Origin of the sequence: Pseudomonas alkylphenolica, assembly GCF_004025535.1 — a bacterium.
Lineage (GTDB): Bacteria > Pseudomonadota > Gammaproteobacteria > Pseudomonadales > Pseudomonadaceae > Aquipseudomonas > Aquipseudomonas alkylphenolica_A.
The window spans coordinates 473,066-498,980 of sequence record NZ_QJRG01000047.1 but is presented as its reverse complement, the minus strand read 5'-3'; the positions used below and the strand labels follow the sequence as shown (position 1 = coordinate 498,980).

Here is a 25,915-nt window from a genome sequence, read left to right as displayed (position 1 = left end):
ACACAGCCGGTACCTATGACCAGTCCAGCACTTTACGAACCCGAAAAGACACGCGTTATTGTCGGCATGTCCGGCGGCGTGGACTCTTCCGTCTCCGCCCTCCTGCTCATGGAGCAGGGCTACCAGGTGGAAGGCCTGTTCATGAAGAACTGGGAAGAAGACGACGGCACCGAATACTGCACCGCCCGCGAAGACCTGGCCGACGCCCAGGCCGTGTGCGACCGCATCGGCATCAAGCTGCACACCGCCAACTTTGCCGCCGAGTACTGGGACCACGTCTTCGAACACTTCCTGGAAGAGTACAAGGCCGGACGCACGCCGAACCCGGACATCCTCTGCAACCGCGAAATCAAGTTCAAGGCGTTCCTCGACTACGCCATGATGCTCGGCGCCGACCTGATCGCCACCGGCCACTACGTGCGCCGACGCGACACCGACGGCCGCACCGAACTGCTCAAGGGCCTGGACCCGAACAAGGACCAGAGCTACTTCCTGCACGCCGTCGGCGGCAAGGAAATTGCCCGCACCCTGTTCCCCGTAGGCGAACTGGAAAAGCCCGAAGTTCGCGCCATCGCCGAGAAGCACGGCCTGGCCACGGCAAAGAAAAAAGACTCTACCGGCATCTGCTTTATTGGCGAACGCCGCTTCAGCGACTTCCTCAAGCAGTACCTGCCAGCGCAACCTGGTGAAATCCAGACCACCGACGGCGAAGTCATCGGTCGCCATCACGGCCTGATGTACCACACCATCGGCCAGCGCCAGGGCCTGGGCATCGGCGGCCTCAAGGACGCCAGTGACGAGCCGTGGTACGTGCTGGAAAAAGACCTCGGCCGCAACGTGCTGGTCGTCGGCCAGGGCAACGAGCACCCATGGCTGTTCTCCCGCGCCCTGCTGGCATCGGAGATTTTCTGGGTCAACCCGATCGACCTGTCCAGCCCGCGCCAGCTGACCGCCAAAGTGCGCTATCGCCAAAGCGACCAGACCTGCACCCTGGAGCGTACCGAACACGGCTACCGCGCCGTGTTCGATGAGCCGCAACGGGCAGTGACCCCCGGCCAGTCGGTGGTGTTCTATGACGGCGAAATCTGCCTGGGCGGTGGCGTGATCGAAACGGCCGAGCCGTGGAGCGCACGCTGATGAGCTCGATCCAGGAGCAACTGATCGCCCTCGGTGGCGTGTTCCAGGCGGCGGTGCTGGTCGATCGCATCGCCCGCACCGGCCAGGCCAGCGAGGCCAACCTCGGCTGTATGCTGGGCAGCCTGCTGGTGCGCGACCCGCAGAACACCCTGGAGGTGTTCGGTGGCGACGACCTCAACCTGCGCGATGGTTACCGCGCACTGGCCAGCGCCCTGGAGCGCGACCCAGGCAGCCTGCAGCGCGAGCCGCTGCGCTATGCGCTGTCGATGCTCGGTCTTGAGCGCCAGCTGGCCAAACGCGGCGACATGCTCGATGTGATCGGCAACCGCCTTCCGCAGATCCAGTCCCAGGCCGATCACTTTGGCCTGGTCCATGAAAATGTCATCGCCTCCAGTGGCGCGCTGTATCAAGACACCTTGAGCACCTTGCGTCAGCGCATCCAGGTGCATGGCGACATGCGCCACCTGCAGCAGCCGAGCAACGCTTCGAAGATTCGCGCCTTGCTGCTTGCCGGCATTCGCGCCGCGCGCCTGTGGCGACAGCTGGGCGGCCACCGCTGGCAACTGGTGGTCAGCCGGCGCAAGCTGCTCAAAGAACTGTATCCGATGTTGCGCGGCTGATTTTCAGGGGCTGCAGCGCAGCCCATCGCCGGCTACACCAGCTCCCACTAGACCCGGTGTATGCCGATCCACTGTTTGATTGATCTGCTGGCATTACCTTTTGTCAGCCACCCGACTCGGGCGCGTTTTTCATGTATGATATGCGCCCTCTTCAAAGCCTGACTGTCCGAGAACACCCCATGCAGCTTTCCTCGCTCACTGCGGTTTCCCCTGTTGACGGCCGTTATGCCGGCAAAACCCAGGCCCTGCGCCCTATTTTCAGCGAATACGGCCTGATCCGTTTCCGCGCCCTGGTCGAGGTGCGTTGGTTGCAACGCCTCGCCGCTCATCCGCAAGTCGCTGAAGTTCCAGCGTTTTCTGCCGAAGCCAACGCCCTGCTCAATGGCCTGGCCGATGAGTTCGCCCTCGAGCACGCCGAGCGCGTGAAAGAAATCGAGCGCACCACCAACCATGACGTCAAGGCCATCGAGTACCTGCTCAAAGAGCAGGCTGCCAAGCTGCCGGAACTGGCCAAGGTAAGTGAATTCATCCACTTCGCCTGCACCAGTGAAGACATCAACAACCTGTCCCACGCCCTGATGCTGCGCGCCGGCCGTGACGACGTACTGCTGCCACTGATGCGCCAGATCGCCCAGGCGATCCGTGAGCTGGCCCACCGCTTCGCCGACGTGCCGATGCTGTCGCGCACCCACGGCCAACCGGCTTCGCCGACCACCCTGGGTAAAGAGTTGGCCAACGTTGTCTATCGCCTCGAGCGCCAGATCGCACAGGTTGCCGCCGTACCGCTGCTGGGCAAGATCAACGGCGCCGTAGGCAACTACAACGCCCACCTGTCGGCCTACCCGCAGATCGACTGGGAAGCCAATGCCCGCGCCTTCATCGAAGACGAGCTGGGCCTGGTGTTCAACCCGTACACCACACAGATCGAACCGCACGACTACATCGCCGAGCTGTTCGACGCGATCGCCCGCTTCAACACCATCCTGATCGACTTCGACCGCGATATCTGGGGCTACATTTCCCTGGGTTACTTCAAACAGCGCACCATCGCTGGCGAAATCGGTTCGTCGACCATGCCGCACAAGGTCAACCCGATCGACTTCGAAAACTCCGAAGGCAACCTGGGTATCGCCAACGCACTGTTCCAGCACCTGGCCAGCAAGCTGCCGATCTCGCGCTGGCAGCGTGACCTGACCGACTCCACCGTCCTGCGTAACCTGGGCGTTGGTTTTGCTCACAGCGTGATCGCCTACGAAGCCAGCCTCAAGGGCATCAGCAAGCTGGAAATCAACACCCAGCGCATCGCTGAAGACCTGGACGCGTGCTGGGAAGTACTGGCCGAGCCGATCCAGACGGTCATGCGTCGCTACGACATCGAAAACCCCTACGAGAAGCTCAAAGAGCTGACCCGTGGCAAGGGCATCAGCCCTGAAGCGCTGCAGACTTTCATCGACGGCCTGGATATGCCGGCCGAAGCGCGTGAAGAACTGAAGAAGCTGACCCCAGCCAATTACATCGGTAACGCTGCGGCTCAAGCCAAACGCATCTGATCGACGCCCTGCGCGTAAACGCCCGGCTTAGCCGGGCGTTTTTATTACCGAAAGAAAATTACTTTTTTTCAATAGGTTACACATGAATCCTGATACTCCACTGCAGCTGCTGGGCGGCCTCACCGCCCGTGAATTCATGCGCGACTACTGGCAGAAGAAACCCCTGCTGGTACGCCAGGCCTTCCCGGACTTCGAAAGCCCGATCGATGCCGACGAACTGGCCGGCCTGGCCCTGGAAGAAGAAGTCGAATCGCGCCTGGTCATCGAGCACGGCGAGCGCCCGTGGGAGCTGCGTCGCGGCCCGTTCGAGGAAGACGCGTTCAGCACCCTGCCCGAGCGTGACTGGACCCTGCTGGTGCAGGCGGTCGACCAGTTTGTGCCGGAAGTCGGCGAGCTGCTGGAACATTTCCGCTTCCTGCCGAGCTGGCGTGTCGATGACGTGATGATCAGCTTTGCCGCCCCGGGTGGCAGTGTTGGCCCGCACTTCGACAACTACGATGTGTTCCTGCTGCAAGGCCAGGGCAAACGCAACTGGAAGATCGGCCAGATGTGCAACAGCGACAGCCCGCTGCTTGAGCACGCCGACCTGCGCATCCTCGCCGAATTCGAGCAAAGCGACGAGTGGACCCTTGAGCCTGGCGACATGCTCTACCTGCCGCCACGCCTGGCTCACTTCGGCGTCGCCGAAGACGACTGCCTGACCTATTCGGTAGGCTTCCGCGCCCCGAGCGCCGCAGAAGTACTGACCCACTTCACTGACTTCCTCAGCCAGTTCCTGCCTGACGAAGAGCGCTACAGCGATGCCGATGCCCAGCCGGTCAGCGACCCGCACCAGATCCAGCACGACGCGCTGGACCGCCTGAAAAGCCTGCTCACCGAGCACATGGGCGACGAGCGCCTGCTGCTGACCTGGTTCGGCCAGTTCATGACCGAGCCACGCTACCCGGAACTGGTCAGCGGCGAGCCGCTGGATGAAGTCGAGCTGATCGAAAGCCTGGCCCAGGGCGCGATCCTGATCCGCAACCCGAGCGCGCGCCTGGCCTGGTCTGAAGTCGACGACAACCTGCTGCTGTTCGCCAGCGGCCAGAGCCGTCTGCTGCCGGGCGACCTGCGCGAGCTGCTGAAACTGATCTGCGCTGCCGACGCGTTGCATATCGAAAACCTGGAACAGTGGCTTGAAAACGATCAAGGCATTACATTGATCTGCGAACTGGTCAAACAGGGAAGTTTGGGATTTGCCAATGAATAAGATCCGGGTCCGCCTCGCCGACTGGCACAAAGACAACGCCGACATCCGCCGCATTCGCGAAGCTGTTTTCATCGCCGAGCAAAGCGTACCACCAGAACTGGAGTGGGATGCCGACGATGACAGCGCCGTACACTTTCTGGCCCTTGAGGGTGATTACCCGATCGGCACCGCCCGCCTGCTGCCTGACGGCCAGATCGGTCGTGTATCGGTACTCAAGGACTGGCGCGGCCTGAAAGTCGGTGACGCACTGATGCAGGCGGTTATCGTCGAAGCGCAAAACCGCGACCTCAAGCAGCAGATGCTCAGCGCCCAGGTGCATGCCACGCCGTTCTACGAGCGCCTTGGCTTCAAGGTGGTCAGCGAGGAGTTCCTCGAAGCAGGAATTCCGCACGTGGACATGGTTCGCGAGTCCCGCGAGCTGGCCTGAAGAATGCAGGAGCCGGCATGCCGGCTCCTGCTCTTGAGCAAAACCCCGACAAATTTGCCATCATGTCCGCTCTACCCGCGGAGATTACGGACATGCCGCTACGCCCCCTGCTTGCCTCCCTGCTTCTGTCGTTCAGCCTCAGCACCCTGGCTGCCACCGAAGTCCTGCCGCTGAACCACCGCACCAGCGCCGAACTGCTCCCCACCGCACAGTCCTTTCTCGGCAAGGACGGCACCGTCAGCGCCTTCGAAAACAAACTGATCGTCAACGCAGCCCCTGAACGGATCGATGACCTGCGCACACTGCTGCAACAGCTCGACACCGCCCAGCGCCGCCTGCTGATCAGCGTCGACAACAACGACAGCAATTTCCAGGACAACCGCGGCAACGCCCGCATCATTCACTACGGTACCGCCAACCGCGAAGGCGGCATGCAGCAGATCCAGGCCACCGAAGGCAGCCCGGCACTGATCCAGACCGGCCAGAGCATTCCGATCACCAGCACAAGCACCGACGGTTATGGCCGGCTGCAAAGCGACACCGAATACCGCAATGTCACCCAGGGCTTTTATGTCACCGCGCGGGTCAATGGCGACACCGTCAACCTGAGCATCAGCACCAATAATGACCGGATGAGCCAGGAACGTCCCGATGTAGTGAAGGTTCAAAGTACCGACACAACCGTCAGTGGCAAGCTGGGCGAATGGATCACCCTCGCCGGTGTCAACCAGCAGAGTCAGTCTGATCGCAACGCGTCAACCCTCAATTACAGTACCCAGCGCGGTGAAAACGTGACACTACGTGTAAAAGTCGACGCACTGGACTGAACCCAGGTAAATCAAGGCCTCGACCAACGGCCTCGGAACTGACTGACGGGTCGTATTAGACAAAAGATGTAGTGGTGATAAAAAAGCACTACAAAACATTTGACGACCACATTGGGTAAAGGCATGATGGCCCCGCTCCCGCTAATCAGAGGCCCTGGCAAGGGCCTTCGAGCCGCGCTCTAACCTACCCACCTGAGCCGACTCGTGTCTGTACAGCCCACAAGGCAGTTTGACGAGATTGCGACTGGAACGAAGTTGTCCCGAGGGACGGAAGCGCATCAAGAGGCACCCGGCAGCACTGTTCACTGCAGTTCGGCAACCACGAGCCACCCTGCAGCGAAAATCTCGCCCGCCCCTGCTCACTTCCCCCCGTCGAGCTCCATCGTTCGACCGTCGCAAAATCGCTGAACATGACTGACGCCAGGCTTCTGATCTGCGCTGTGTGAGCGAGAATTTTTCCAAGACCGATGCGACGAGGTTTATTTCCATGGCACTGACACGCGAACAGCAAATTGCAGCCCTCGAAAAAGACTGGGCCGAAAACCCGCGCTGGAAAGGCGTGACCCGTACCTACACCGCCGCTGATGTCGTACGTCTGCGTGGCTCGGTCCAGCCTGAGCACACCCTGGCCCGCATGGGTGCCGAGAAGCTGTGGAAGCTGGTCACCCAGGGTGCACACCCATCCTTCCGCCCGGAAAAAGATTTCGTCAACTGCATGGGCGCCCTGACCGGCGGCCAGGCTGTTCAACAGGTTAAAGCCGGTATCCAGGCCATCTACCTGTCCGGCTGGCAAGTGGCTGCCGACAACAACTCGGCCGAGTCCATGTACCCAGACCAGTCGCTGTACCCGGTGGATTCGGTTCCAACCGTGGTCAAGCGCATCAACAACTCGTTCCGTCGCGCCGACCAGATCCAGTGGAAAGCGGGCAAGAACCCAGGTGACGAAGGCTACGTCGACTACTTCGCACCAATCGTGGCTGATGCCGAAGCCGGTTTCGGCGGCGTACTGAACGCCTACGAGCTGATGAAGAACATGATCGAAGCAGGCGCCGCCGGCGTTCACTTCGAAGACCAGCTGGCTTCGGTGAAGAAATGCGGCCACATGGGCGGCAAAGTACTGGTACCGACCCAGGAAGCCGTACAGAAGCTGACCGCTGCCCGTCTGGCAGCCGACGTTGCCGGCGTACCGACCATCATCCTGGCCCGTACCGACGCCAACGCCGCTGACCTGCTGACCAGCGACTGCGACCCGTACGACCAGCCGTTCGTGATCGGTGAGCGTACCCAGGAAGGTTTCTACAAAGTGCGTGCCGGCCTGGACCAAGCCATTGCCCGTGGCCTGGCCTACGCCCCTTACGCCGACCTGATCTGGTGCGAAACCGCCAAGCCGGACCTGGAAGAGGCCCGTCGCTTCGCCGAAGCGATCAAAAAGGAATACCCGGACCAGATCCTGTCGTACAACTGCTCGCCTTCCTTCAACTGGAAGAAGAACCTGGACGACGCCACCATTGCCAAGTTCCAGCGCGAACTGTCGGCCATGGGTTACAAGCACCAGTTCATCACCCTGGCCGGTATCCACAACATGTGGCACGGCATGTTCAACCTGGCGCACGACTACGCCCGCAACGACATGACCGCCTACGTGAAACTGCAAGAGCAAGAGTTCGCTGACGCTTCGAAAGGCTACACCTTCGTTGCTCACCAGCAGGAAGTCGGCACCGGCTACTTCGACGACATGACCACCGTTATTCAGGGTGGCAAGTCTTCGGTAACCGCACTGACCGGTTCGACTGAAGAAGAGCAGTTCCACTGATCATCGATCGGTTGCTGAAATTCGGGTAACAGACAAAACCCGGGGCCTGTGATGGGGCTCCGGGTTTTGTTTTTGGTGGCCACAGGATTCCACAGTGCCGCGTGATTCGGCCGATTCACCACTTCCCTATAAATCCCCAGTGGCTATGCTAGGTGCACAACAACACCAAGGACTGGCCATGCCCCGCCCCGTTACGCTGCTCAGCCTGGCCCTGGCAGCTGCAGCCATCTATATATATGCACTGGCGAGCCACAACGCGCTGCTCGGCCTTGCCGTCAAACCGATTCCTGTCATCGGCCTTATCGTCTGGCTCCGGACCGCAGCACCTTGCGCTTACCGACGCTGGATTGCCGTAGGCCTGGGCTTTTCACTCCTCGGCGACATCCTCTTGGCCGTTCCAGGCGACCTGTTCGTATTTGGCCTGGCGGCGTTTCTCTGCGCCCACCTGGCCTACTTGCGTGCCTACCTGAGCGAAACGCGCCGCTTGGCCGTCTGGGCGCTGGGGGTGTCGGCAGTGGTTGGCGGTGTATTGCTGAGCGTACTGATCAGTCATGGCCTGGGTGATTTGCTGATCCCGGTGACGGTATACGCCCTGGCCATCAGCGCCATGCTTTGGCGCGCCCTGGCGTGCGGCGGCCTGGCCGCGCTGGGCGCCATCGCCTTTGTGTTTTCCGACAGCCTGATCGGCATCGACCGCTTTGTCGGCCAATTTCACGCCGCGCCTTACCTGATCATCCTCGCCTACTGGCTGGGACAGTGGGCCATTGCCACCTCGGCGCATACCCAACGATCAGCAAAAACCTTGACCCAGACCGCGGCACGCCAGGATAAATTCGGTTAAAACACCCGGCATCGAAACTTGCGGGAGATACCCATGCCGCACAACTTTGTAGTTGACCGTAACAGTGGGACGAATTGCATTGAACCAAATGATATTAATTATCATTACGAATTTACAACTTCATTACACCGTGCAAGAAACATAATTAACAAAACCCGGGACAATGCCCGTCCCATGCGGCCTGCAGCGTGTTACGAAAGATTTTTGTTCTTAATGCTACGAATAAATTTGCTGCAGAAATTTTACTTGCACCGGGTTTACCCATAAAATCAGCACGATAGATTCCGCTGCGACATATCGTCACTGCTCCACTACTTTCCAAGCCGCAGAGACTGGTCTCTGTATAAGGATTTTCAGCATGCCCGATTCGACAGGACTCATCGCCCACAACTGGGGCTTTGCCATTTTCCTTTTCGGTGTCGTTGGCCTGTGTGCCTTCATGCTCGGTCTGTCTGCCCTGCTCGGTAGCAAGGCCTGGGGCCGCAGCAAAAACGAACCGTTCGAATCCGGCATGCTGCCTACTGGCGGCGCCCGCTTGCGCCTGTCAGCCAAATTCTATCTGGTCGCGATGCTGTTCGTGATCTTCGATATCGAAGCCCTCTTTCTCTTTGCATGGTCTGTGTCCGTCCGCGAAAGCGGCTGGACCGGATTCGTCGAAGCTCTCGTTTTCATAGCAATTCTGTTGGCAGGTCTTGTCTACCTTTATCGGGTGGGGGCTCTTGATTGGGCGCCGGAATCCCGCCGTAAGCGGCAAGCGAAGCTGAAACAATGAGGCTTTGGCAATGCAATACAATCTCACCAGAATCGACCCGGATGCGCCTAACGAGCAATATCCAATCGGAGAGCGGGAAACCGTCTCCGATTCGCTGCTAGAGGACCAGGTCCACAAGAACATCTTCATGGGCAAACTTGAAGATGTGCTCAGTGGTGCGGTCAACTGGGGGCGTAAAAACTCCCTGTGGCCGTACAACTTCGGCCTCTCTTGCTGCTACGTGGAAATGACCACGGCGTTCACGGCGCCCCACGACATCGCCCGCTTCGGCGCCGAAGTCATCCGGGCATCGCCGCGTCAAGCCGACTTCATGGTCATCGCCGGCACCTGCTTCATCAAGATGGCGCCGATCATCCAGCGCCTGTATGAGCAGATGCTTGAACCGAAGTGGGTCATCTCCATGGGTTCGTGCGCCAACTCCGGCGGCATGTACGACATTTACTCGGTCGTTCAGGGGGTCGACAAGTTCCTCCCCGTGGATGTCTATGTACCCGGCTGCCCGCCTCGCCCTGAAGCCTTCCTGCAAGGCCTGATGCTGTTGCAGGAGTCGATTGGCCAGGAGCGTCGTCCTCTTTCCTGGGTTGTCGGTGATCAAGGCATTTACCGTGCCGAGATGCCGTCGCAGAAAGAGCAACGCCGTGAACAGCGCATCCAGGTCACCAACCTGCGCAGCCCCGACGAAGTCTGATCCAGCGACCTGTTGCCTGCGCATGCGCGACAGGCAGCCTGGCTTCATTCTCTACGTTGACCGAAAGCGACCGAGACCATGACAGCGGACACCGCTATTTATATCCCGCCTTACAAGGCTGACGACCAGGATGTGGTTGTCGAACTGAACAACAAGTTTGGCCCCGAGGCGTTCGTCGCCCAGGAAACCCGCACCGGCATGCCGGTGCTTTGGGTTACCCGCGCCAAACTCAAAGACGTGCTGACCTTCCTGCGCAACGTCGCCAAGCCGTACAGCATGCTCTACGACCTGCACGGTGTGGACGAGCGTCTGCGTACCCAGCGCCGTGGCTTGCCAGGCGCCGACTTCAGCGTGTTCTACCACCTGCTGTCGGTGGAGCGGAACAGCGACGTGATGATCAAGGTAGCCTTGAGCGAAGGCGACCTGAACCTGCCGACCGTGACCGGTATCTGGCCGAACGCCAACTGGTACGAGCGCGAAGTCTGGGACATGTTCGGCATCGACTTTGCCGGCCACCCGCACCTGACCCGGATCATGATGCCGCCCACCTGGGAAGGTCACCCGCTGCGCAAGGACTACCCTGCCCGCGCCACCGAGTTCGATCCGTACAGCCTGACCCTGGCCAAGCAGCAGCTCGAGGAAGAAGCCGCGCGCTTCAACCCGGAAGCCTGGGGCATGAAGCGTCACGGCGCCAACGAGGACTACATGTTCCTCAACCTCGGCCCGAACCACCCTTCGGCTCACGGTGCCTTCCGTATCGTGCTGCAGCTGGACGGTGAAGAGATCGTCGACTGCGTCCCGGACATCGGTTACCACCACCGTGGTGCCGAGAAGATGGCCGAGCGTCAGTCCTGGCACAGCTTCATTCCCTACACCGACCGTATCGACTACCTCGGCGGGGTAATGAACAACCTGCCGTACGTGCTCGCGGTCGAGAAGCTGGCCGGCATCCAGGTGCCGCAAAAGGTCGACGTGATCCGCATCATGCTGGCCGAGTTCTTCCGTATTACCAGCCACCTGCTGTTCCTGGGTACCTACATCCAGGACGTCGGCGCCATGACCCCGGTGTTCTTCACCTTCACCGACCGTCAGCGCGCCTACACCGTGATCGAAGCCATCACCGGCTTCCGTCTGCACCCGGCCTGGTACCGCATCGGTGGCGTTGCCCACGACCTGCCGCGCGGCTGGGACAAACTGGTGAAAGACTTCGTCGAATGGCTGCCAAAGCGCCTCGACGAGTACACCAAGGCAGCCCTGCAGAACAGTATCCTCAAGGGCCGGACCATCGGCGTTGCCCAGTACAACACCAAAGAGGCCCTGGAATGGGGCGTCACCGGTGCTGGCCTGCGCTCCACCGGTCTGGACTTCGACCTGCGCAAAGCGCGCCCTTACTCCGGCTACGAGAACTTCGAGTTCGAAGTACCGCTGGCCCACAACGGCGATGCCTACGATCGCTGCATGGTCCGTGTCGAAGAGATGCGCCAGAGTATCCGCATCATCGACCAGTGCCTGCGCAACATGCCGGAAGGCCCGTACAAGGCGGATCACCCGCTGACTACGCCGCCACCGAAAGAGCGCACCCTGCAGCACATCGAAACCCTGATCACTCACTTCCTGCAAGTGTCGTGGGGCCCGGTCATGCCGGCCAACGAATCCTTCCAGATGATTGAAGCGACCAAGGGCATCAACAGTTACTACCTGACGAGCGACGGCGGCACCATGAGCTACCGCACCCGGATTCGTACCCCGAGCTACCCGCACCTGCAGCAGATCCCTTCGGTGATCCGCGGCAGCATGGTCGCGGACCTCATTGCGTACCTGGGCAGTATCGACTTCGTTATGGCTGACGTGGACCGCTAAGCATGAACAGCACGCTTATCCAAACCGACCGTTTCGCCCTGAGCGAAACCGAGCGCTCGGCCATCGAGCACGAGATGCATCACTACGAGGACCCGCGCGCGGCGTCCATCGAAGCCCTGAAGATCGTTCAGAAGGAACGTGGCTGGGTGCCGGACGGCGCCATCTACGCCATTGGCGAAGTGCTCGGCATCCCTGCCAGCGACGTCGAAGGCGTGGCCACCTTCTATAGTCAGATCTTCCGTCAGCCGGTTGGCCGGCACATCATCCGCGTCTGCGACAGCATGGTCTGCTACATCGGCGGCCACGAGTCCGTGGTCAGCCAGATTCAGAGCGAGCTGGGCATTGGCCTCGGCCAGACCACCGCCGACGGCCGCTTCACGCTGCTGCCGGTGTGCTGCCTGGGTAACTGCGACAAGGCCCCGGCACTGATGATCGACGACGACACCTTTGGCGATGTCCAGCCTGCTGGCGTCTCCAAGTTGCTGGAGGGTTACGTATGACCATCACTTCCTTCGGCCCTGCCAACCGCATCGCCCGTTCGGCCGAGACCCATCCGCTGACCTGGCGCCTGCGTGACGACGGCGAGCCGGTGTGGTTCGACGAGTACCAGGCCAAGGACGGCTACGCTGCCGCCCGCAAGGCCTTTGCGCAGATGTCCCAGGACGATATCGTCCAGACCGTTAAAGATTCCGGCCTCAAGGGCCGTGGCGGTGCGGGCTTCCCCACCGGCGTCAAATGGGGCCTGATGCCCAAAGACGAATCCATGAACATCCGCTACCTGCTGTGCAACGCGGACGAAATGGAACCCAACACCTGGAAAGACCGCATGTTGATGGAGCAACAGCCCCATCTGCTGGTCGAAGGCATGCTGATCAGTGCCCGCGCACTGAAAGCCTACCGCGGTTACATCTTCCTGCGCGGTGAATACACCACGGCAGCGAAGAACCTCAACCGCGCCATCGACGAAGCCAAGGCTGCTGGCCTGCTGGGCAAGAATATCCTGGGCAGCGGCTTCGACTTCGAACTGTTCGTGCACACCGGCGCCGGGCGTTACATCTGCGGTGAAGAAACCGCACTGATCAACTCCCTCGAAGGCCGCCGCGCCAACCCGCGCTCCAAGCCGCCCTTCCCTGCCGCCGTTGGCGTCTGGGGCAAGCCGACCTGCGTGAACAACGTCGAAACCCTGTGCAACGTACCGGCCATCGTCGGCAACGGTGTGGACTGGTACAAATCCCTGGCCCGCGAAGGCTCCGAAGACCACGGCACCAAGCTGATGGGCTTCTCCGGCAAGGTCAAGAACCCGGGCCTGTGGGAACTGCCATTCGGCGTTACCGCGCGTGAGCTGTTCGAAGACTACGCCGGCGGCATGCGCGACGGCTTCAAGCTCAAGTGCTGGCAGCCTGGCGGCGCCGGTACCGGTTTCCTGCTGCCCGAGCACCTGGATGCCCAGATGTATGCCGGCGGCATTGCCAAGGTCGGCACCCGTATGGGTACCGGCCTGGCGATGGCCGTAGACGACAGCATCAGCATGGTCTCGCTGCTGCGCAACATGGAGGAGTTCTTCGCCCGCGAATCTTGCGGCTGGTGCACCCCGTGTCGCGATGGCTTGCCGTGGAGCGTGAAGATGCTGCGCGCCCTGGAGAAAGGTCAAGGCAAGGCGGAAGACATCGAGACCCTGCTGGGCCTGGTCAACTTCCTCGGCCCTGGCCGCACCTTCTGCGCCCACGCACCGGGCGCCGTCGAGCCGCTGGGCAGTGCCATCAAGTATTTCCGTCCGGAGTTCGAGGCCGGCGTCGCCCCTGTTACAGGCAGCGAAGCCCTGCGCCCGAACCTGGCCAAGCCGATCGTAGTCGGCGCATAAAAAATGAAATGCGGGTGGTCCGTGCCACCCGCTGCCACGCAGCTCGCCAGGTAGTCCCTGTGCGGGCCGCAGGCACACAGATTTCCATTAGCCACGCCCGCAGACGCGGGCCAACGAAGAACTTTGAACCATGGCCACTATCCACGTAGACGGCAAAGCGCTCGAAGTCAACGGTGCAGACAACCTGTTACAGGCGTGTCTGTCGCTAGGCCTCGACATCCCCTATTTTTGCTGGCACCCGGCGCTCGGTAGCGTCGGCGCCTGCCGCCAGTGCGCGGTCAAGCAGTACACCGACGAGAACGACACCCGTGGTCGTATCGTCATGTCCTGCATGACCCCAGCCACCGATGGCACCTGGATTTCCATCGACGACGACGAGTCCAAGGCGTTTCGCGCCAGCGTCGTCGAATGGCTGATGACCAACCACCCGCACGACTGCCCGGTCTGCGAGGAAGGCGGTCACTGCCACCTGCAAGACATGACGGTAATGACTGGCCACAACGAGCGCCGCTACCGTTTCACCAAGCGTACCCACCAGAACCAGGAACTCGGCCCGTTCATCGCCCACGAGATGAACCGCTGCATCGCCTGTTACCGCTGCGTGCGTTACTACAAGGACTACGCCGGCGGTACCGACCTGGGCGTATACGGCGCCCACGACAACGTCTACTTCGGTCGCGTTGAAGACGGCGTGCTGGAAAGCGAGTTCTCCGGCAACCTCACCGAGGTCTGCCCGACCGGTGTGTTCACCGACAAGACCCACTCCGAGCGTTACAACCGTAAGTGGGACATGCAGTTCGCCCCGAGCATCTGCCATGGTTGCTCCAGCGGTTGCAACATCAGCCCGGGTGAGCGTTATGGCGAGCTGCGCCGTATCGAAAACCGCTTCAACGGTTCGGTCAACCAGTACTTCCTGTGTGACCGTGGCCGTTTTGGCTATGGCTACGTCAACCGTACCGACCGTCCACGTCAGCCGTTGCTGGCCGATGGCACCAAGCTGAGCCTGGATGCTGCCCTGGACAAAGCCGCCGACATGCTGCGCGGTCGCAACATCGTCGGTATCGGTTCGCCACGCGCCAGCCTCGAAAGCAACTACGGCCTGCGCGAGCTGGTCGGTGCCGAGCACTTCTACTCGGGCATGGAAGCCGGTGAACTGGCCCGTGTACGCCTGGCGCTGCAAGTGCTGAACGACAGCCCGCTGCCGGTTCCGACCCTGCGCGAGATGGAAGACCACGACGCCGTGTTCGTCCTCGGCGAAGACCTGACCCAGACGGCTGCCCGCGTCGCCCTGGCCCTGCGCCAGTCGGTCAAGGGCAAGGCCGAAGCCATGGCTGATGCCATGCGCGTTCAACCGTGGCTCGATGCCGCGGTGAAGAACATCGGCCAGCACGCCATGTACCCGCTGTTCATCGCCAGCCTGGCTGAAACCAAGCTCGACGACGTTGCCGAAGAGTGCGTACACGCAGCACCGGACGACCTGGCCCGCATCGGCTTCGCCGTTGCCCACGCCATTGACCCGAGCGCACCGGCCGTAGAAGGCCTGGATGCCGAAGCCCTGGCCCTGGCCAAGCGCATCGCCGACGCCCTGGTTGCCGCCAACCGTCCGCTGGTCGTCGCCGGTACCTCGCTGGCTTCCAGCGCGCTGATCGAAGCTGCTGCCAACATCGCCAAGGCCCTGAAGCTGCGCGAGAAAAACGGCTCCCTGAGCCTGGTCGTTCCTGAGGCCAACAGCCTCGGCCTGGCCATGCTCGGTGGCGAGTCCGTCGACGCCGCCCTGGACGCCGTGATTTCCGGCAAGGCCGACGCCATCGTCGTGCTCGAAAACGACCTGTACAGCCGCGTACCTGCAGCCAAGGTCGACGCTGCCCTGGCCGCCGCCAAAGTGGTAATCGTTGCCGATCACCAGAGCACCGCAACTGTCGAGCGCGCGCACCTGGTCCTGCCAGCGGCCACCTTCGCCGAAGGCGATGGCACCCTGGTCAGCCAGGAAGGCCGAGCCCAGCGCTTCTTCCAGGTATTCGATCCGACCTACCTGGACAGCAGCATCCTGGTTCACGAAGGCTGGCGCTGGATGCACGCCCTGCGTGCAACCCTGCTCAACAAGCCGGTGGACTGGACCCAACTGGACCACGTCACGAGCGCATGCGCCACTGCCGCACCGCAACTGACCGGTATCGTCAACGCCGCGCCGTCCGCTTCGTTCCGCATCAAGGGCATGAAGATCGCGCGTGAGCCGCTGCGCTACTCCGGTCGTACCGCCATGCGCGCCAACATCAGCGTGCACGAGCCGCGTACCCCGCAAGACAAAGACACCGCCTTTGCCTTCTCCATGGAAGGTTACTCGGGTTCGGCCGAACCGCGCTCGCAAGTGCCATTCGCCTGGTCTCCGGGCTGGAACTCGCCGCAAGCCTGGAACAAGTTCCAGGACGAGGTCGGCGGTCACCTGCGTGCGGGCGACCCGGGCACCCGCCTGATCGAAACCCAGGGCGACAAGCTGAACTGGTTCGCCAGCGTACCGGCTGCGTTCTCTCCGGCGCGTGGCACCTGGCAGGTTGTGCCGTTCTATCACCTGTTCGGCAGCGAAGAAAACTCCTCGCGCGCCGCACCGGTACAAGAACGCATTCCGCAGGCTTACGTTGGCCTGGCCAAGTCCGAAGCAGATCGCCTGGGCGTCAACGACGGTGCAATGCTCAGCCTGAACGTGGCGGGCCAGACCCTGCGTCTGCCGCTGCGCATCAATGAAGAACTGGGCGCTGGCCTGGTTGCCCTGCCCAAAGGCCTGGCCGGCATCCCGCCTGCCATCTTCGGTGCATCCGTCGAAGGCCTGCAGGAGGCAGCACAATGACCTGGTTCACCCCTGAAGTGATCGATGTGATCATCACTGTCGTCAAGGCCATCGTGGTCTTGCTGGCGGTGGTGGTCTGCGGCGCGCTGCTCAGCTTCGTCGAGCGGCGCCTGCTGGGCTGGTGGCAGGACCGTTACGGTCCGAACCGCGTCGGCCCGTTCGGTATGTTCCAGATCGCAGCAGACATGCTGAAAATGTTCTTCAAAGAAGACTGGAACCCGCCGTTTGTCGACAAGATGATCTTCACCCTGGCGCCGGTCGTGGCCATGAGTGCCTTGCTGATCGCTTTCGCCATCATCCCGATCACCCCGACCTGGGGTGTCGCGGACCTGAACATCGGCCTGCTGTTCTTCTTCGCCATGGCTGGTCTGTCGGTGTACGCCGTACTGTTCGCCGGCTGGTCGTCGAACAACAAGTACGCCCTGCTCGGCAGCCTGCGGGCTTCGGCGCAGACCGTCTCGTACGAAGTGTTCATGGGCCTGGCACTGATGGGCATCGTGGCGCAGGTCGGCTCGTTCAACATGCGCGATATCGTTGACTATCAGGCCCAGAACCTGTGGTTCATCATTCCGCAGTTCTTCGGTTTCTGCACCTTCTTCATCGCTGGCGTCGCCGTGACTCACCGTCACCCGTTCGACCAGCCGGAAGCGGAACAGGAACTGGCCGACGGTTACCACATTGAATATGCCGGCATGAAATGGGGCATGTTCTTCGTCGGTGAGTACATCGGCATAATCCTGATCTCGGCACTGCTGGTCACCCTGTTCTTCGGTGGCTGGCACGGTCCGTTCGGCATCCTGCCGCAAGTACCGTTCCTGTGGTTCGCCCTGAAGACCGCGTTCTTCATCATGCTGTTCATTTTGCTGCGCGCCTCGATTCCGCGCCCACGCTATGACCAGGTGATGGACTTCAGCTGGAAGTTCTGCCTGCCGCTGACCCTGATCAATTTGCTGGTGACCGCTGCGCTCGTGTTGCTCAACACGCCAGCTGTTGCGGCCCAGTGAGGATTTGACCCATGTTCAAGTATATTGGCGACATCGTTAAAGGCACCGGCACCCAGCTGCGCAGCCTGGTGATGGTGTTCTCCCACGGGTTTCGCAAACGTGACACCCTGCAGTACCCCGAAGAGCCGGTCTACCTGCCGCCACGCTACCGTGGCCGCATTGTCCTGACCCGTGACCCGGATGGCGAAGAGCGCTGTGTAGCGTGCAACCTGTGTGCCGTGGCCTGCCCGGTCGGTTGCATCTCGCTGCAGAAAGCCGAGACAGAAGACGGTCGTTGGTACCCGGAGTTCTTCCGCATCAACTTCTCCCGTTGCATTTTCTGCGGCCTCTGCGAGGAAGCCTGCCCGACCACCGCAATCCAGCTGACACCGGATTTCGAAATGGCCGAGTTCAAACGTCAGGATCTGGTGTACGAGAAAGAAGATCTGCTGATCTCCGGTCCCGGCAAGAACCCTGACTACAACTTCTACCGTGTTGCAGGTATGGCGGTTGCCGGCAAGCCGAAAGGCGCTGCGCAGAACGAAGCCGAGCCGATCAACGTGAAGAGCTTGCTCCCTTAAGGAAGAAAGATGGAATTCGCTTTCTATTTCGCATCCGGTGTCGCTGTGGTGTCCACCCTTCGGGTGATCACCAACACCAACCCCGTGCACGCCCTGCTCTACCTGATCATTTCGCTGATCTCCGTGGCGATGACGTTCTTCGCCCTCGGCGCGCCGTTCGCCGGTGTCCTCGAAGTGATCGCCTACGCTGGCGCCATCATGGTGCTGTTCGTCTTCGTGGTGATGATGCTCAACCTCGGTCCGGCGTCGGTCGCCCAGGAACGAGGCTGGCTCAAGCCGGGTATCTGGCTGGGTCCTGTGGTGCTCGCCGCGCTGCTGCTGCTCGAGTTGCTGTACGTGTTGTTCAGCAATGAAAGCGGTGCTGGCATCGGCCACACCACGGTCGACGCCAAGGCAGTCGGTATCAGCCTGTATGGTCCTTACCTGCTGGTGGTGGAACTGGCCTCGATGCTGCTGCTCGCTGCAGCGGTGACGGCTTTCCACCTCGGCCGCAACGAGGCGAAGGAGTAATCACATGCCTGCAATTCCTCTCGAGCATGGCCTGGCAGTCGCCGGCATCCTGTTCTGCCTCGGCCTCGTCGGCCTGATGGTGCGCCGCAACATTCTTTTCGTGTTGATGAGCCTGGAAATCATGATGAACGCCTCGGCTCTGGCGTTCATTGTCGCGGGCAGCCGTTGGGCGCAGCCGGATGGACAGATCATGTTCATCCTGGTGATCAGCCTGGCAGCCGCCGAGGCCAGTATCGGCCTGGCGATCCTGCTGCAGCTGTATCGCCGCTTCCACACTCTCGACATCGATGCTGCCAGTGAGATGCGCGGATGAACCTTATCTTCCTGACGTTCGTATTCCCCCTGATCGGCTTCCTGCTGCTGTCGTTTTCGCGCGGCCGCTGGTCCGAGAACCTGTCGGCACTGGTCGGCGTCGGCTCGGTAGGCCTTTCGGCCGCCACCGCTGCCTACGTGATCTGGCAGTTTAACGTCGCACCGCCTGAAGGCGGTGCGTACAGCCAGCTGCTGTGGCAGTGGATGTCGGTGGACGGCTTTGCGCCGAACTTCACCCTGTACGTGGATGGCCTGTCGGTCACCATGCTCGGTGTGGTCACCGGTGTCGGCTTCCTGATCCACCTGTTCGCTTCGTGGTACATGCGCGGTGAAACCGGTTACTCGCGTTTCTTCGCCTACACCAACCTGTTCATCGCCAGCATGCTGTTCCTGGTACTGGGCGACAACCTGCTGTTCATCTACTTCGGTTGGGAAGGCGTAGGCCTGTGCTCGTACCTGTTGATCGGTTTCTACTACAGCAACCGCAACAACGGTAACGCCGCACTCAAAGCCTTCATCGTCACCCGTATCGGCGACGTGTTCATGGCCATCGGCCTGTTCATCCTGTTCGCCCAGCTTGGCACCCTCAATGTGCAAGAGCTGCTGGTACTGGCGCCGCAGAAGTTCCAGGCCGGTGATTTCTGGATGGTTCTGGCAACCCTGATGCTGCTCGGTGGCGCGGTCGGTAAATCCGCCCAGCTGCCGCTGCAGACCTGGCTTGCAGACGCGATGGCCGGCCCTACCCCGGTTTCGGCACTGATCCACGCCGCAACCATGGTGACCGCCGGTGTCTACCTGATCGCCCGTACCCACGGCCTGTTCGCCCTGGCCCCTGACGTGCTGCACCTAGTCGGTGTGGTCGGCGGTGTGACCCTGGTACTGGCCGGCTTCGCCGCCCTGGTACAGACCGACATCAAGCGTATCCTCGCCTACTCGACCATGAGCCAGATCGGCTATATGTTCCTGGCCCTGGGCGTGGGTGCCTGGGAAGGCGCGATCTTCCACCTGATGACCCACGCCTTCTTCAAGGCCCTGCTGTTCCTTGCCTCCGGTGCGGTGATCGTTGCCTGCCACCACGAGCAGAACATCTTCAAGATGGGCGGTCTGTGGAAGAAACTGCCACTGGCCTACGCCAGCTTCATCGTCGGCGGTGCCGCTCTGGCTGCCCTGCCGCTGCTGACCGCAGGCTTCTACTCCAAGGACGAGATCCTCTGGGAAGCCTTCGCCAGCGGCAACAACGGTCTGCTGTACGCCGGCCTGGTCGGTGCCTTCATGACCTCGCTGTACACCTTCCGCCTGATCTTCATCGCCTTCCACGGCGAAGCCAAGACCGAAGCCCATGCCGGCCACGGGATTTCTCACTGGCTGCCACTGGGCGTGCTGATCGTGCTGTCGACCTTCGTCGGTGCCTGGATTCATCCACCACTGGCAGGCGTGCTGCCGCAGAGCGTCGGCCATGCCGGCGGTGAAGCCAAGCACAGCCTGGAAATCGCCTCGGGCGCCATCGCCATCGCCGGCATCCTGCTCGCCGCCGTGCTGTTCCTCGGCAAGCGTCGCCTGGTGACTGCGATTGCCAACAGCGGTATCGGTCGTGTGCTGTCGGCCTGGTGGTTCGCCGCCTGGGGCTTCGACTGGATCTACGACAAGCTGTTCGTCAAACCTTACCTGCTGATCGCCCACATCCTGCGCAAGGATCCGGTTGACCGCACTATTGGCCTGATTCCGCGTATGGCGAAAGGCGGTCATGCCGCCATGAGCAAAACCGAAACCGGTCAGCTGCGCTGGTACACCGCTTCGATCGCCGTAGGTGCCGTGCTTGTACTCGGCGCCGTTGTAATGGCTGCGGTCTGATATGAACCTTGCGACTTTGCGAAAGGAATTGAGCCCGTCATGATTTTGCCTTGGCTGATCCTGATCCCCTTTATCGGCGGCCTGCTGTGCTGGCTGGGTGAGCGCTTCGGCGCCACCTTGCCACGCTGGATTGCGCTGCTGACCATGTCCCTGCTGCTTGGTATCGGCCTCTGGCTGTGGGCCAACGGGGACTACACCCTCGCCCCTGCTCCAGGCGCTGCGCCTGAGTGGGCGGTCGAATTCAAAGTGCTGTGGATCGAGCGCTTCGGCATCAGCCTGCACCTGGCCCTCGACGGCCTGTCGCTGTTGATGATCCTGCTCACCGGCCTGCTCGGTGTGCTCTCGGTACTGTGCTCCTGGAAAGAGATCCAGCGTCACGTCGGCTTCTTCCACCTCAACCTGATGTGGATCCTGGGCGGCGTGGTCGGTGTGTTCCTGGCCCTGGACCTGTTCCTGTTCTTCTTCTTCTGGGAAATGATGCTGGTGCCGATGTATTTCCTCATCGCGCTCTGGGGTCACAGCTCCTCCGACGGCAAGAAGACCCGGATCTATGCCGCCACCAAGTTCTTCATCTTCACCCAGGCCAGCGGCCTGATCATGTTGGTGGCGATCCTGGGGCTGGTACTGGTCAACTACAGCAATACCGGTGTGATCACCTTCGACTACACCCAGTTGCTCAAGGCCGAACTGCCAGCCGGCACCGAATACGTGCTGATGCTCGGCTTCTTCATCGCCTTCGCGGTCAAGCTGCCGGTGGTACCGTTCCATTCCTGGCTGCCTGACGCGCACGCCCAGGCACCGACCGCAGGTTCTGTGGACCTGGCCGGTATCTTGCTGAAAACCGCCGCCTACGGCTTGCTGCGCTTTGCCCTGCCGCTGTTCCCGAATGCCTCGGCCGAGTTCGCGCCGATCGCCATGACCCTGGGTCTGATCGGGATTTTCTACGGTGCGTTCCTGGCCTTCGCGCAGACCGACATCAAGCGCCTGATCGCCTTCTCCAGCGTTTCGCACATGGGCTTCGTGCTGATCGGCATTTACTCCGGCAGCCAGCAAGCCCTGCAAGGTGCGGTGATCCAGATGCTGGCTCACGGCCTCTCGGCAGCGGCACTGTTTATCCTTAGCGGCCAACTGTACGAGCGCCTGCACACCCGTGACATGCGTCAGATGGGCGGCCTGTGGCATCGCATCGCCTACCTGCCAGCCATCAGCCTGTTCTTCGCCGCCGCGTCGCTGGGCCTGCCGGGCACCGGTAACTTCGTCGGCGAATTCCTGATCCTGATCGGCAGCTTCGTGGCCTCGCCATGGGTCACCGTGATCGCCACCACCGGTCTGGTGTTCGGTTCGGTCTACTCGCTGATCATGATTCACCGTGCCTACTTTGGCCCGGCGAAGTCGGACGAAGTCCTGGCTGGCATGGATTCCCGCGAAATGATCATGGTACTGGGCCTGGCCGGCCTGCTGATCCTGCTGGGCGTCTACCCGCAGCCGTTCCTGGACACTTCCGCCGCCACCATGAGTGGTGTGCAGCAGTGGCTCGGCTCCGCTTTCACTCAACTCGCTTCGGCCCGGTAAGAGCGCTATGGACCTGACGATTCAACACTTTATCGCGCTTGCGCCGCTGCTGATTACCACCATCACCGTTGTCGTGGTGATGCTGGCAATCGCCTGGCGCCGCAACCACTCGCAAACCTTCCTGCTGTCGACCGTAGGCCTGAACCTGGCCCTGCTGTCGATTCTGCCGGTACTGAAAGTCGTACCACTGGCGGTTACCCCGCTGCTGACCATCGACAAGTTCGCCTGCCTGTACATGGCACTGATCCTGGTCGCCACGCTGGCCTGCGTTACCCTCGCCCACGCCTACCTGGGTGAAGGCGGCAAGGGCTACCCGGGCAACCGCGAAGAGCTGTACCTGCTGATCCTGATGGCTGCCCTGGGTGGCCTGGTACTGGTCAGCGCACAGCACCTGGCGGGCCTGTTCATCGGCCTGGAGCTGCTCTCGGTACCGGTGTACGGCCTGGTCGCCTATGCCTTCTTCAACAAGCGCTCGCTGGAAGCCGGCATCAAGTACATGGTGCTGTCGGCTGCCGGTTCCGCCTTCCTGCTGTTCGGTATGGCCCTGCTGTACGCTGACGCTGGCAGCCTGAGCTTCGACGGTATCGGCAAGGCCCTGGCCGCCACCAACATGCCAAGCCTGCTGGCACAACTGGGCCTGGGCATGATGCTGGTCGGCCTGGCGTTCAAACTGTCGCTGGTGCCCTTCCACCTGTGGACCCCGGACGTGTACGAAGGTGCTCCGGCACCTGTCGCCGCTTTCCTGGCCACCGCCAGCAAGGTCGCCGTGTTCGCCGTCGTGGTACGCCTGTTCATGCTCTCCCCTGCTGCCAGCAGCGGCGTGCTGACCACCGTGCTGTCGGTGATTGCGGTTGCCTCGATCCTGATCGGTAACCTGCTGGCGCTGACCCAGAGCAACCTCAAGCGCCTGCTCGGTTACTCGTCCATCGCCCACTTCGGTTACCTGCTGATTGCCCTGGTGGCGAGCAAGGGTCTGGCCGTCGAAGCCATTGGTGTTTACCTGGTCACCTACGTGATCACCAGCCTCGGCGCGTTCGGTGTGATCACCCTGATGTCCTCGCCATACAACGGCCGCGACGCTGACGCCCTGTACGAATACCGCGGCCTGTTCTGGCGCCGTCCGTACCTGACCGCCGTACTGACCGTGATGATGCTGTCGCTGGCCGGTATCCCGCTGACCGCTGGCTTCATCGGCAAGTTCTACATCATCGCCACCGGCGTTGAGTCGCAACTGTGGTGGTTGGTCGGTGCGCTGGTCATCGGTAGCGCCATCGGCGTGTTCTACTACCTGCGCGTCATGGTCACCCTGTACCTGATCGAGCCGAACCTGCGCCGTCACGATGCTCCGTTGAACTGGGAGCAACGCACCGGTGGCGTCATGCTGCTGGCGATTGCCATTCTGGCCTTCGTCCTGGGTGTCTACCCGCAGCCGTTGCTGGACATGGTTCAACATGCCGGCCTGCAACTGATCGGCTGATTGCCTGATCAGCTGTGCCATACAGAACACCCCGCTTCGGCGGGGTGTTCTGTTTTTGGGGCTACGCCTTACTGAGTTGCGGCGCAAACGGAACCGAGGCCGCCTTGCCCTTGCGGTGAACACCGCGTTTTTCGCTCGGCGCTTTGCTTTGACCAGGCTCCGCACGCAGTGCTGCCTGGCGCAACTCGCCCCCGGCACAGGGCAGGCGAACAGTAGGATCAGGCATGCCACTGGGAGACAATTCGTGGGTCATTTCGAACTCGGCGCGCACCGACCAACCGCATGCCTCGGTCGTGCATTGCAGGTAGGCCACCCGCAGGAAGATATGCCGCCCCTCACTTGTACGAATGCGCATACGGCTTTTGCAATGAGGGCACACCAACTTGTAAGTGCTCACGACCGCCTCCCGCTGAAGTACATCAGCAATTGAAAAAGCCCCACGTTTTCCTCAGCAAAAAAACTCATCACTCGGTAATAATTCATACATTCCATGCCGTGATGTAAGCTCAAGTGGAAATGAAAAGAGTACCTTTTACTTTTTCTCCCGGAATTTGCCATGCGTCGCTATCTTCCTTATGAGTTGCATTGAATGTTCCGAATATCGAGTACTCAAAACGAATATTATTTTGTCGGGCATTATAAGACTATCGCAATGGATTACTCAAAATGAGTACAAAGGGATTTGCTGCTGTACTGAGTCGGATGAAACTCATCACTGGCACTACAACGGATGCTGAATTGTCTTACGCGCTGAAGATTAGCCCGCAAACCTTGAGCAGTTGGAAAGGACGCAACAGCACGCCCTACTCGTTATGCATAGACCTTGCCGTTCGCTACGAAGTGTCGCTGGACTGGTTATTGCTCGGCAATGGCCCACGGTGTTGGCTTACTTGCATCCCCGACGCTACTGCCACGGACGAACAGGCAGAAGACTGGGAAACTCAACTCCTCAACCAACTCCGCACATTAGGCCCGCTGGATCGACAAGCGATTGCAATTGCAGTCAAAGAAAAACAACACATTCGTCAACTGGAGCGCCAAGTCGAGGCGTTGAGCAAAAAGTTACACATTAATCCGTGATCACTGGCAACTTCATGAACCGTTACGCAGGCGCCGCAGAATCTCGCGCAGGTCCGCCGTATCGAGCCAGACCATGACCTTGATGCTGATCGGAATCACCACCACTGCAGCAATGAATGCCGCGACGCCATTCGACAAAAAAGGCGCCATCTGCACCACCAGCGGCGTGAACAGGTACCCGACACCTGCCGAGAGAGCAAGCGTTCCAATTCGTTGCCAGGCCTTGAGCAAACTTCGCGTACTGGTGACCAGCCAGGCCCCCAGCAATGCACCGAACACTACATCCCCTTCAACCGTCGGCACGGATGTAGCGAGCCCCAAACCAACAAGCAGGCTTAATGAACTGGTACTGGTTGGCTCACTCATCGATACGTTTCCCCGCGAACCCACGTTGGTGCAAGACAACCCGCACGTTGTGCTGCAGCGCTTTATACGCGTACGCCTCAACGGCTTGTGTGTAGCAATAAGACAACCGGCCATGCGCGCAGAGGTCCCGCAATCGCTTGTAGCCACGCGCCCGCAGCACACGACGCCATTGGGCGAAATCCCCGGCAGCCTTACGCGTCGCCATCTGAGCGGCGACCTCCAGTCGCGCATCGCTGACCGAAGGAGGAAGTAGCAGGTGCCGGCGCAATTCCAGCAGGCTGATACTGGGCCAGAAGGGGTCATCGCTCGCCAGTAAGTCACGACGATGGATCAGCTCGGCCGTATCGTTTGTGCTAGACATGAAACGCTCCTCTCGTTCATTTGTACCGCCTCTGGTCACAGGTGCTGTAGCATTCCGTAGCGCAAAGCCTTGATCACCGCGGCGATACGGCTGCTCACGTTGAATTTGCGTAGAATGTTGGCGATATGGAAGTTCACCGTGGACTCCTTGCAGTCAAGGATTCGCCCGATCTCCCAGGAGCTTTTCGCGTGGGCGCACCACAACAACACTTCTTGTTCGCGTGCTGTCAGCTTGATGGGAATCTCGCTGCTGTCGGTACACGCGTCAGCCGGGCGGGTATCAGTTGGGTTCGATGTCATGGTTGATCTCCAGAAGTTCTCCGGCGGACGTTT

At 60.9% G+C, this 25,915-nt stretch carries 26 protein-coding genes; 22 read left to right on the top strand and 4 right to left on the bottom strand.

Annotated elements, in window-relative coordinates; translation table 11 throughout:
• The first annotated feature begins 15 nt into the window (after positions 1–15).
• The 21 genes from mnmA (at position 16) to nuoN (ending at position 23,776) form a co-directional block, all read left to right on the top strand.
• Complete coding sequence (gene mnmA / locus DM813_RS17570; RefSeq protein ID WP_128324652.1) at positions 16–1,137, top strand: tRNA 2-thiouridine(34) synthase MnmA; 1,122 nt, start codon at positions 16–18, stop codon at positions 1,135–1,137.
• Positions 1,137–1,757: a high frequency lysogenization protein HflD gene (gene hflD, locus DM813_RS17565; RefSeq protein WP_128324651.1), complete on the top strand. Its 621-nt coding sequence runs from the start codon at positions 1,137–1,139 to the stop codon at positions 1,755–1,757. Before mnmA ends, hflD begins: the two co-directional genes overlap by 1 nt.
• 179 nt (positions 1,758–1,936) lie before the next feature.
• Entirely contained in the window at positions 1,937–3,307 is a 1,371-nt protein-coding gene (purB, locus tag DM813_RS17560; RefSeq protein WP_128324650.1) for an adenylosuccinate lyase, read from the top strand.
• An 82-nt stretch (positions 3,308–3,389) separates the two neighbouring features.
• A complete protein-coding gene (locus tag DM813_RS17555; protein ID WP_128324649.1) occupies positions 3,390–4,556 on the top strand; it encodes a cupin domain-containing protein in 1,167 nt (388 codons plus the stop codon).
• A complete protein-coding gene (locus DM813_RS17550; RefSeq protein ID WP_128324648.1) occupies positions 4,549–4,983 on the top strand; it encodes a GNAT family N-acetyltransferase in 435 nt (144 codons plus the stop codon). Before DM813_RS17555 ends, DM813_RS17550 begins: the two co-directional genes overlap by 8 nt.
• A 92-nt stretch (positions 4,984–5,075) precedes the next feature.
• Positions 5,076–5,810: a secretin N-terminal domain-containing protein gene (locus DM813_RS17545; protein ID WP_241653188.1), complete on the top strand. Its 735-nt coding sequence runs from the start codon at positions 5,076–5,078 to the stop codon at positions 5,808–5,810.
• Between the two features lie 487 nt (positions 5,811–6,297).
• Positions 6,298–7,623: an isocitrate lyase gene (gene aceA, locus DM813_RS17540; protein ID WP_128324647.1), complete on the top strand. Its 1,326-nt coding sequence runs from the start codon at positions 6,298–6,300 to the stop codon at positions 7,621–7,623.
• 178 nt (positions 7,624–7,801) lie between these two features.
• A complete protein-coding gene (locus tag DM813_RS17535; RefSeq protein ID WP_128324645.1) occupies positions 7,802–8,464 on the top strand; it encodes a lysoplasmalogenase in 663 nt (220 codons plus the stop codon).
• A 358-nt stretch (positions 8,465–8,822) separates the two neighbouring features.
• Positions 8,823–9,236, top strand: coding sequence for an NADH-quinone oxidoreductase subunit A (locus DM813_RS17530; RefSeq protein ID WP_128324644.1), 414 nt, complete (start codon positions 8,823–8,825; stop codon positions 9,234–9,236).
• A 10-nt stretch (positions 9,237–9,246) separates the two neighbouring features.
• Positions 9,247–9,924 carry an NADH-quinone oxidoreductase subunit B gene (locus tag DM813_RS17525; RefSeq protein ID WP_010220398.1) on the top strand — a complete coding sequence of 226 codons (678 nt, stop codon included), beginning with the start codon at positions 9,247–9,249 and terminating at the stop codon, positions 9,922–9,924.
• A gap of 78 nt (positions 9,925–10,002) precedes the next feature.
• A complete protein-coding gene (gene nuoC, locus DM813_RS17520; protein WP_128324643.1) occupies positions 10,003–11,784 on the top strand; it encodes an NADH-quinone oxidoreductase subunit C/D in 1,782 nt (593 codons plus the stop codon).
• Between the two features lie 2 nt (positions 11,785–11,786).
• Entirely contained in the window at positions 11,787–12,284 is a 498-nt protein-coding gene (gene nuoE / locus DM813_RS17515; RefSeq protein ID WP_012313767.1) for an NADH-quinone oxidoreductase subunit NuoE, read from the top strand.
• A complete protein-coding gene (gene nuoF, locus DM813_RS17510; protein ID WP_128324642.1) occupies positions 12,281–13,645 on the top strand; it encodes an NADH-quinone oxidoreductase subunit NuoF in 1,365 nt (454 codons plus the stop codon). The genes nuoE and nuoF overlap by 4 nt, the downstream gene beginning before the upstream one ends.
• Positions 13,646–13,775: 130 nt before the next feature.
• Positions 13,776–16,490: an NADH-quinone oxidoreductase subunit NuoG gene (gene nuoG, locus DM813_RS17505; RefSeq protein ID WP_128324641.1), complete on the top strand. Its 2,715-nt coding sequence runs from the start codon at positions 13,776–13,778 to the stop codon at positions 16,488–16,490.
• Positions 16,487–17,494, top strand: a complete 1,008-nt coding sequence (gene nuoH / locus DM813_RS17500; RefSeq protein ID WP_128324640.1) for an NADH-quinone oxidoreductase subunit NuoH — start codon at positions 16,487–16,489, stop codon at positions 17,492–17,494. The genes nuoG and nuoH overlap by 4 nt, the downstream gene beginning before the upstream one ends.
• Positions 17,495–17,505: 11 nt before the next feature.
• Entirely contained in the window at positions 17,506–18,054 is a 549-nt protein-coding gene (gene nuoI / locus DM813_RS17495) for an NADH-quinone oxidoreductase subunit NuoI (protein WP_009400993.1), read from the top strand.
• A gap of 9 nt (positions 18,055–18,063) precedes the next feature.
• Positions 18,064–18,564, top strand: a complete 501-nt coding sequence (gene nuoJ, locus DM813_RS17490) for an NADH-quinone oxidoreductase subunit J (protein ID WP_128324639.1) — start codon at positions 18,064–18,066, stop codon at positions 18,562–18,564.
• Positions 18,565–18,568: 4 nt separating this feature from the next.
• Positions 18,569–18,877, top strand: coding sequence for an NADH-quinone oxidoreductase subunit NuoK (nuoK, locus tag DM813_RS17485; protein ID WP_028944232.1), 309 nt, complete (start codon positions 18,569–18,571; stop codon positions 18,875–18,877).
• Positions 18,874–20,727, top strand: coding sequence for an NADH-quinone oxidoreductase subunit L (nuoL, locus tag DM813_RS17480; protein WP_128324638.1), 1,854 nt, complete (start codon positions 18,874–18,876; stop codon positions 20,725–20,727). The genes nuoK and nuoL overlap by 4 nt, the downstream gene beginning before the upstream one ends.
• A gap of 39 nt (positions 20,728–20,766) precedes the next feature.
• The gene (gene nuoM / locus DM813_RS17475; RefSeq protein ID WP_128324637.1) at positions 20,767–22,299 is read left to right on the top strand and encodes an NADH-quinone oxidoreductase subunit M; all 1,533 of its coding nucleotides are present in this window, start codon (positions 20,767–20,769) and stop codon (positions 22,297–22,299) included.
• Positions 22,300–22,306: 7 nt separating this feature from the next.
• Complete coding sequence (gene nuoN / locus DM813_RS17470) at positions 22,307–23,776, top strand: NADH-quinone oxidoreductase subunit NuoN (protein ID WP_128324636.1); 1,470 nt, start codon at positions 22,307–22,309, stop codon at positions 23,774–23,776.
• Between the two features lie 61 nt (positions 23,777–23,837).
• Here the strand turns inward: nuoN and DM813_RS17465 are convergent, their stop codons facing one another.
• Positions 23,838–24,173, bottom strand: a complete 336-nt coding sequence (locus DM813_RS17465; RefSeq protein ID WP_128324635.1) for an ogr/Delta-like zinc finger family protein — start codon at positions 24,171–24,173, stop codon at positions 23,838–23,840.
• 269 nt (positions 24,174–24,442) lie between these two features.
• Between DM813_RS17465 and DM813_RS17460 the strand changes: the two genes are divergently transcribed.
• Entirely contained in the window at positions 24,443–24,856 is a 414-nt protein-coding gene (locus tag DM813_RS17460) for a helix-turn-helix domain-containing protein (RefSeq protein ID WP_128324634.1), read from the top strand.
• A 12-nt stretch (positions 24,857–24,868) separates the two neighbouring features.
• Here DM813_RS17460 and DM813_RS17455 read toward each other — a convergent pair whose 3' ends face one another.
• From DM813_RS17455 to DM813_RS17445, 3 genes are read right to left on the bottom strand one after another with little or no spacing between them, the layout of a single operon-like run.
• Entirely contained in the window at positions 24,869–25,222 is a 354-nt protein-coding gene (locus tag DM813_RS17455; RefSeq protein ID WP_128324633.1) for a putative holin, read from the bottom strand.
• On the bottom strand, positions 25,215–25,583 hold the full coding sequence (locus tag DM813_RS17450; protein ID WP_128324632.1) for a head completion/stabilization protein: 369 nt from the start codon (positions 25,581–25,583) through the stop codon (positions 25,215–25,217). The genes DM813_RS17455 and DM813_RS17450 overlap by 8 nt, the downstream gene beginning before the upstream one ends.
• Positions 25,584–25,618: 35 nt before the next feature.
• Positions 25,619–25,882, bottom strand: coding sequence for a helix-turn-helix domain-containing protein (locus DM813_RS17445; protein ID WP_128324631.1), 264 nt, complete (start codon positions 25,880–25,882; stop codon positions 25,619–25,621).
• Between the last annotated feature and the right edge of the window lie 33 nt (positions 25,883–25,915).

Bases quoted from the DNA above. Each gene is read 5' to 3' on its own strand.
- mnmA (WP_128324652.1), top strand. From the start codon at position 16: ATGACCAGTCCAGCACTTTACGAACCCGAAAAGACACGCGTTATTGTC.
- hflD (WP_128324651.1), top strand. From the start codon at position 1,137: ATGAGCTCGATCCAGGAGCAACTGATCGCCCTCGGTGGCGTGTTCCAG.
- purB (WP_128324650.1), top strand. From the start codon at position 1,937: ATGCAGCTTTCCTCGCTCACTGCGGTTTCCCCTGTTGACGGCCGTTAT.
- DM813_RS17555 (WP_128324649.1), top strand. From the start codon at position 3,390: ATGAATCCTGATACTCCACTGCAGCTGCTGGGCGGCCTCACCGCCCGT.
- DM813_RS17550 (WP_128324648.1), top strand. From the start codon at position 4,549: ATGAATAAGATCCGGGTCCGCCTCGCCGACTGGCACAAAGACAACGCC.
- DM813_RS17545 (WP_241653188.1), top strand. From the start codon at position 5,076: ATGCCGCTACGCCCCCTGCTTGCCTCCCTGCTTCTGTCGTTCAGCCTC.
- aceA (WP_128324647.1), top strand. From the start codon at position 6,298: ATGGCACTGACACGCGAACAGCAAATTGCAGCCCTCGAAAAAGACTGG.
- DM813_RS17535 (WP_128324645.1), top strand. From the start codon at position 7,802: ATGCCCCGCCCCGTTACGCTGCTCAGCCTGGCCCTGGCAGCTGCAGCC.
- DM813_RS17530 (WP_128324644.1), top strand. From the start codon at position 8,823: ATGCCCGATTCGACAGGACTCATCGCCCACAACTGGGGCTTTGCCATT.
- DM813_RS17525 (WP_010220398.1), top strand. From the start codon at position 9,247: ATGCAATACAATCTCACCAGAATCGACCCGGATGCGCCTAACGAGCAA.
- nuoC (WP_128324643.1), top strand. From the start codon at position 10,003: ATGACAGCGGACACCGCTATTTATATCCCGCCTTACAAGGCTGACGAC.
- nuoE (WP_012313767.1), top strand. From the start codon at position 11,787: ATGAACAGCACGCTTATCCAAACCGACCGTTTCGCCCTGAGCGAAACC.
- nuoF (WP_128324642.1), top strand. From the start codon at position 12,281: ATGACCATCACTTCCTTCGGCCCTGCCAACCGCATCGCCCGTTCGGCC.
- nuoG (WP_128324641.1), top strand. From the start codon at position 13,776: ATGGCCACTATCCACGTAGACGGCAAAGCGCTCGAAGTCAACGGTGCA.
- nuoH (WP_128324640.1), top strand. From the start codon at position 16,487: ATGACCTGGTTCACCCCTGAAGTGATCGATGTGATCATCACTGTCGTC.
- nuoI (WP_009400993.1), top strand. From the start codon at position 17,506: ATGTTCAAGTATATTGGCGACATCGTTAAAGGCACCGGCACCCAGCTG.
- nuoJ (WP_128324639.1), top strand. From the start codon at position 18,064: ATGGAATTCGCTTTCTATTTCGCATCCGGTGTCGCTGTGGTGTCCACC.
- nuoK (WP_028944232.1), top strand. From the start codon at position 18,569: ATGCCTGCAATTCCTCTCGAGCATGGCCTGGCAGTCGCCGGCATCCTG.
- nuoL (WP_128324638.1), top strand. From the start codon at position 18,874: ATGAACCTTATCTTCCTGACGTTCGTATTCCCCCTGATCGGCTTCCTG.
- nuoM (WP_128324637.1), top strand. From the start codon at position 20,767: ATGATTTTGCCTTGGCTGATCCTGATCCCCTTTATCGGCGGCCTGCTG.
- nuoN (WP_128324636.1), top strand. From the start codon at position 22,307: ATGGACCTGACGATTCAACACTTTATCGCGCTTGCGCCGCTGCTGATT.
- DM813_RS17460 (WP_128324634.1), top strand. From the start codon at position 24,443: ATGAGTACAAAGGGATTTGCTGCTGTACTGAGTCGGATGAAACTCATC.
- DM813_RS17455 (WP_128324633.1), bottom strand. From the start codon at position 25,222: ATGAGTGAGCCAACCAGTACCAGTTCATTAAGCCTGCTTGTTGGTTTG.
- DM813_RS17450 (WP_128324632.1), bottom strand. From the start codon at position 25,583: ATGTCTAGCACAAACGATACGGCCGAGCTGATCCATCGTCGTGACTTA.
- DM813_RS17445 (WP_128324631.1), bottom strand. From the start codon at position 25,882: ATGACATCGAACCCAACTGATACCCGCCCGGCTGACGCGTGTACCGAC.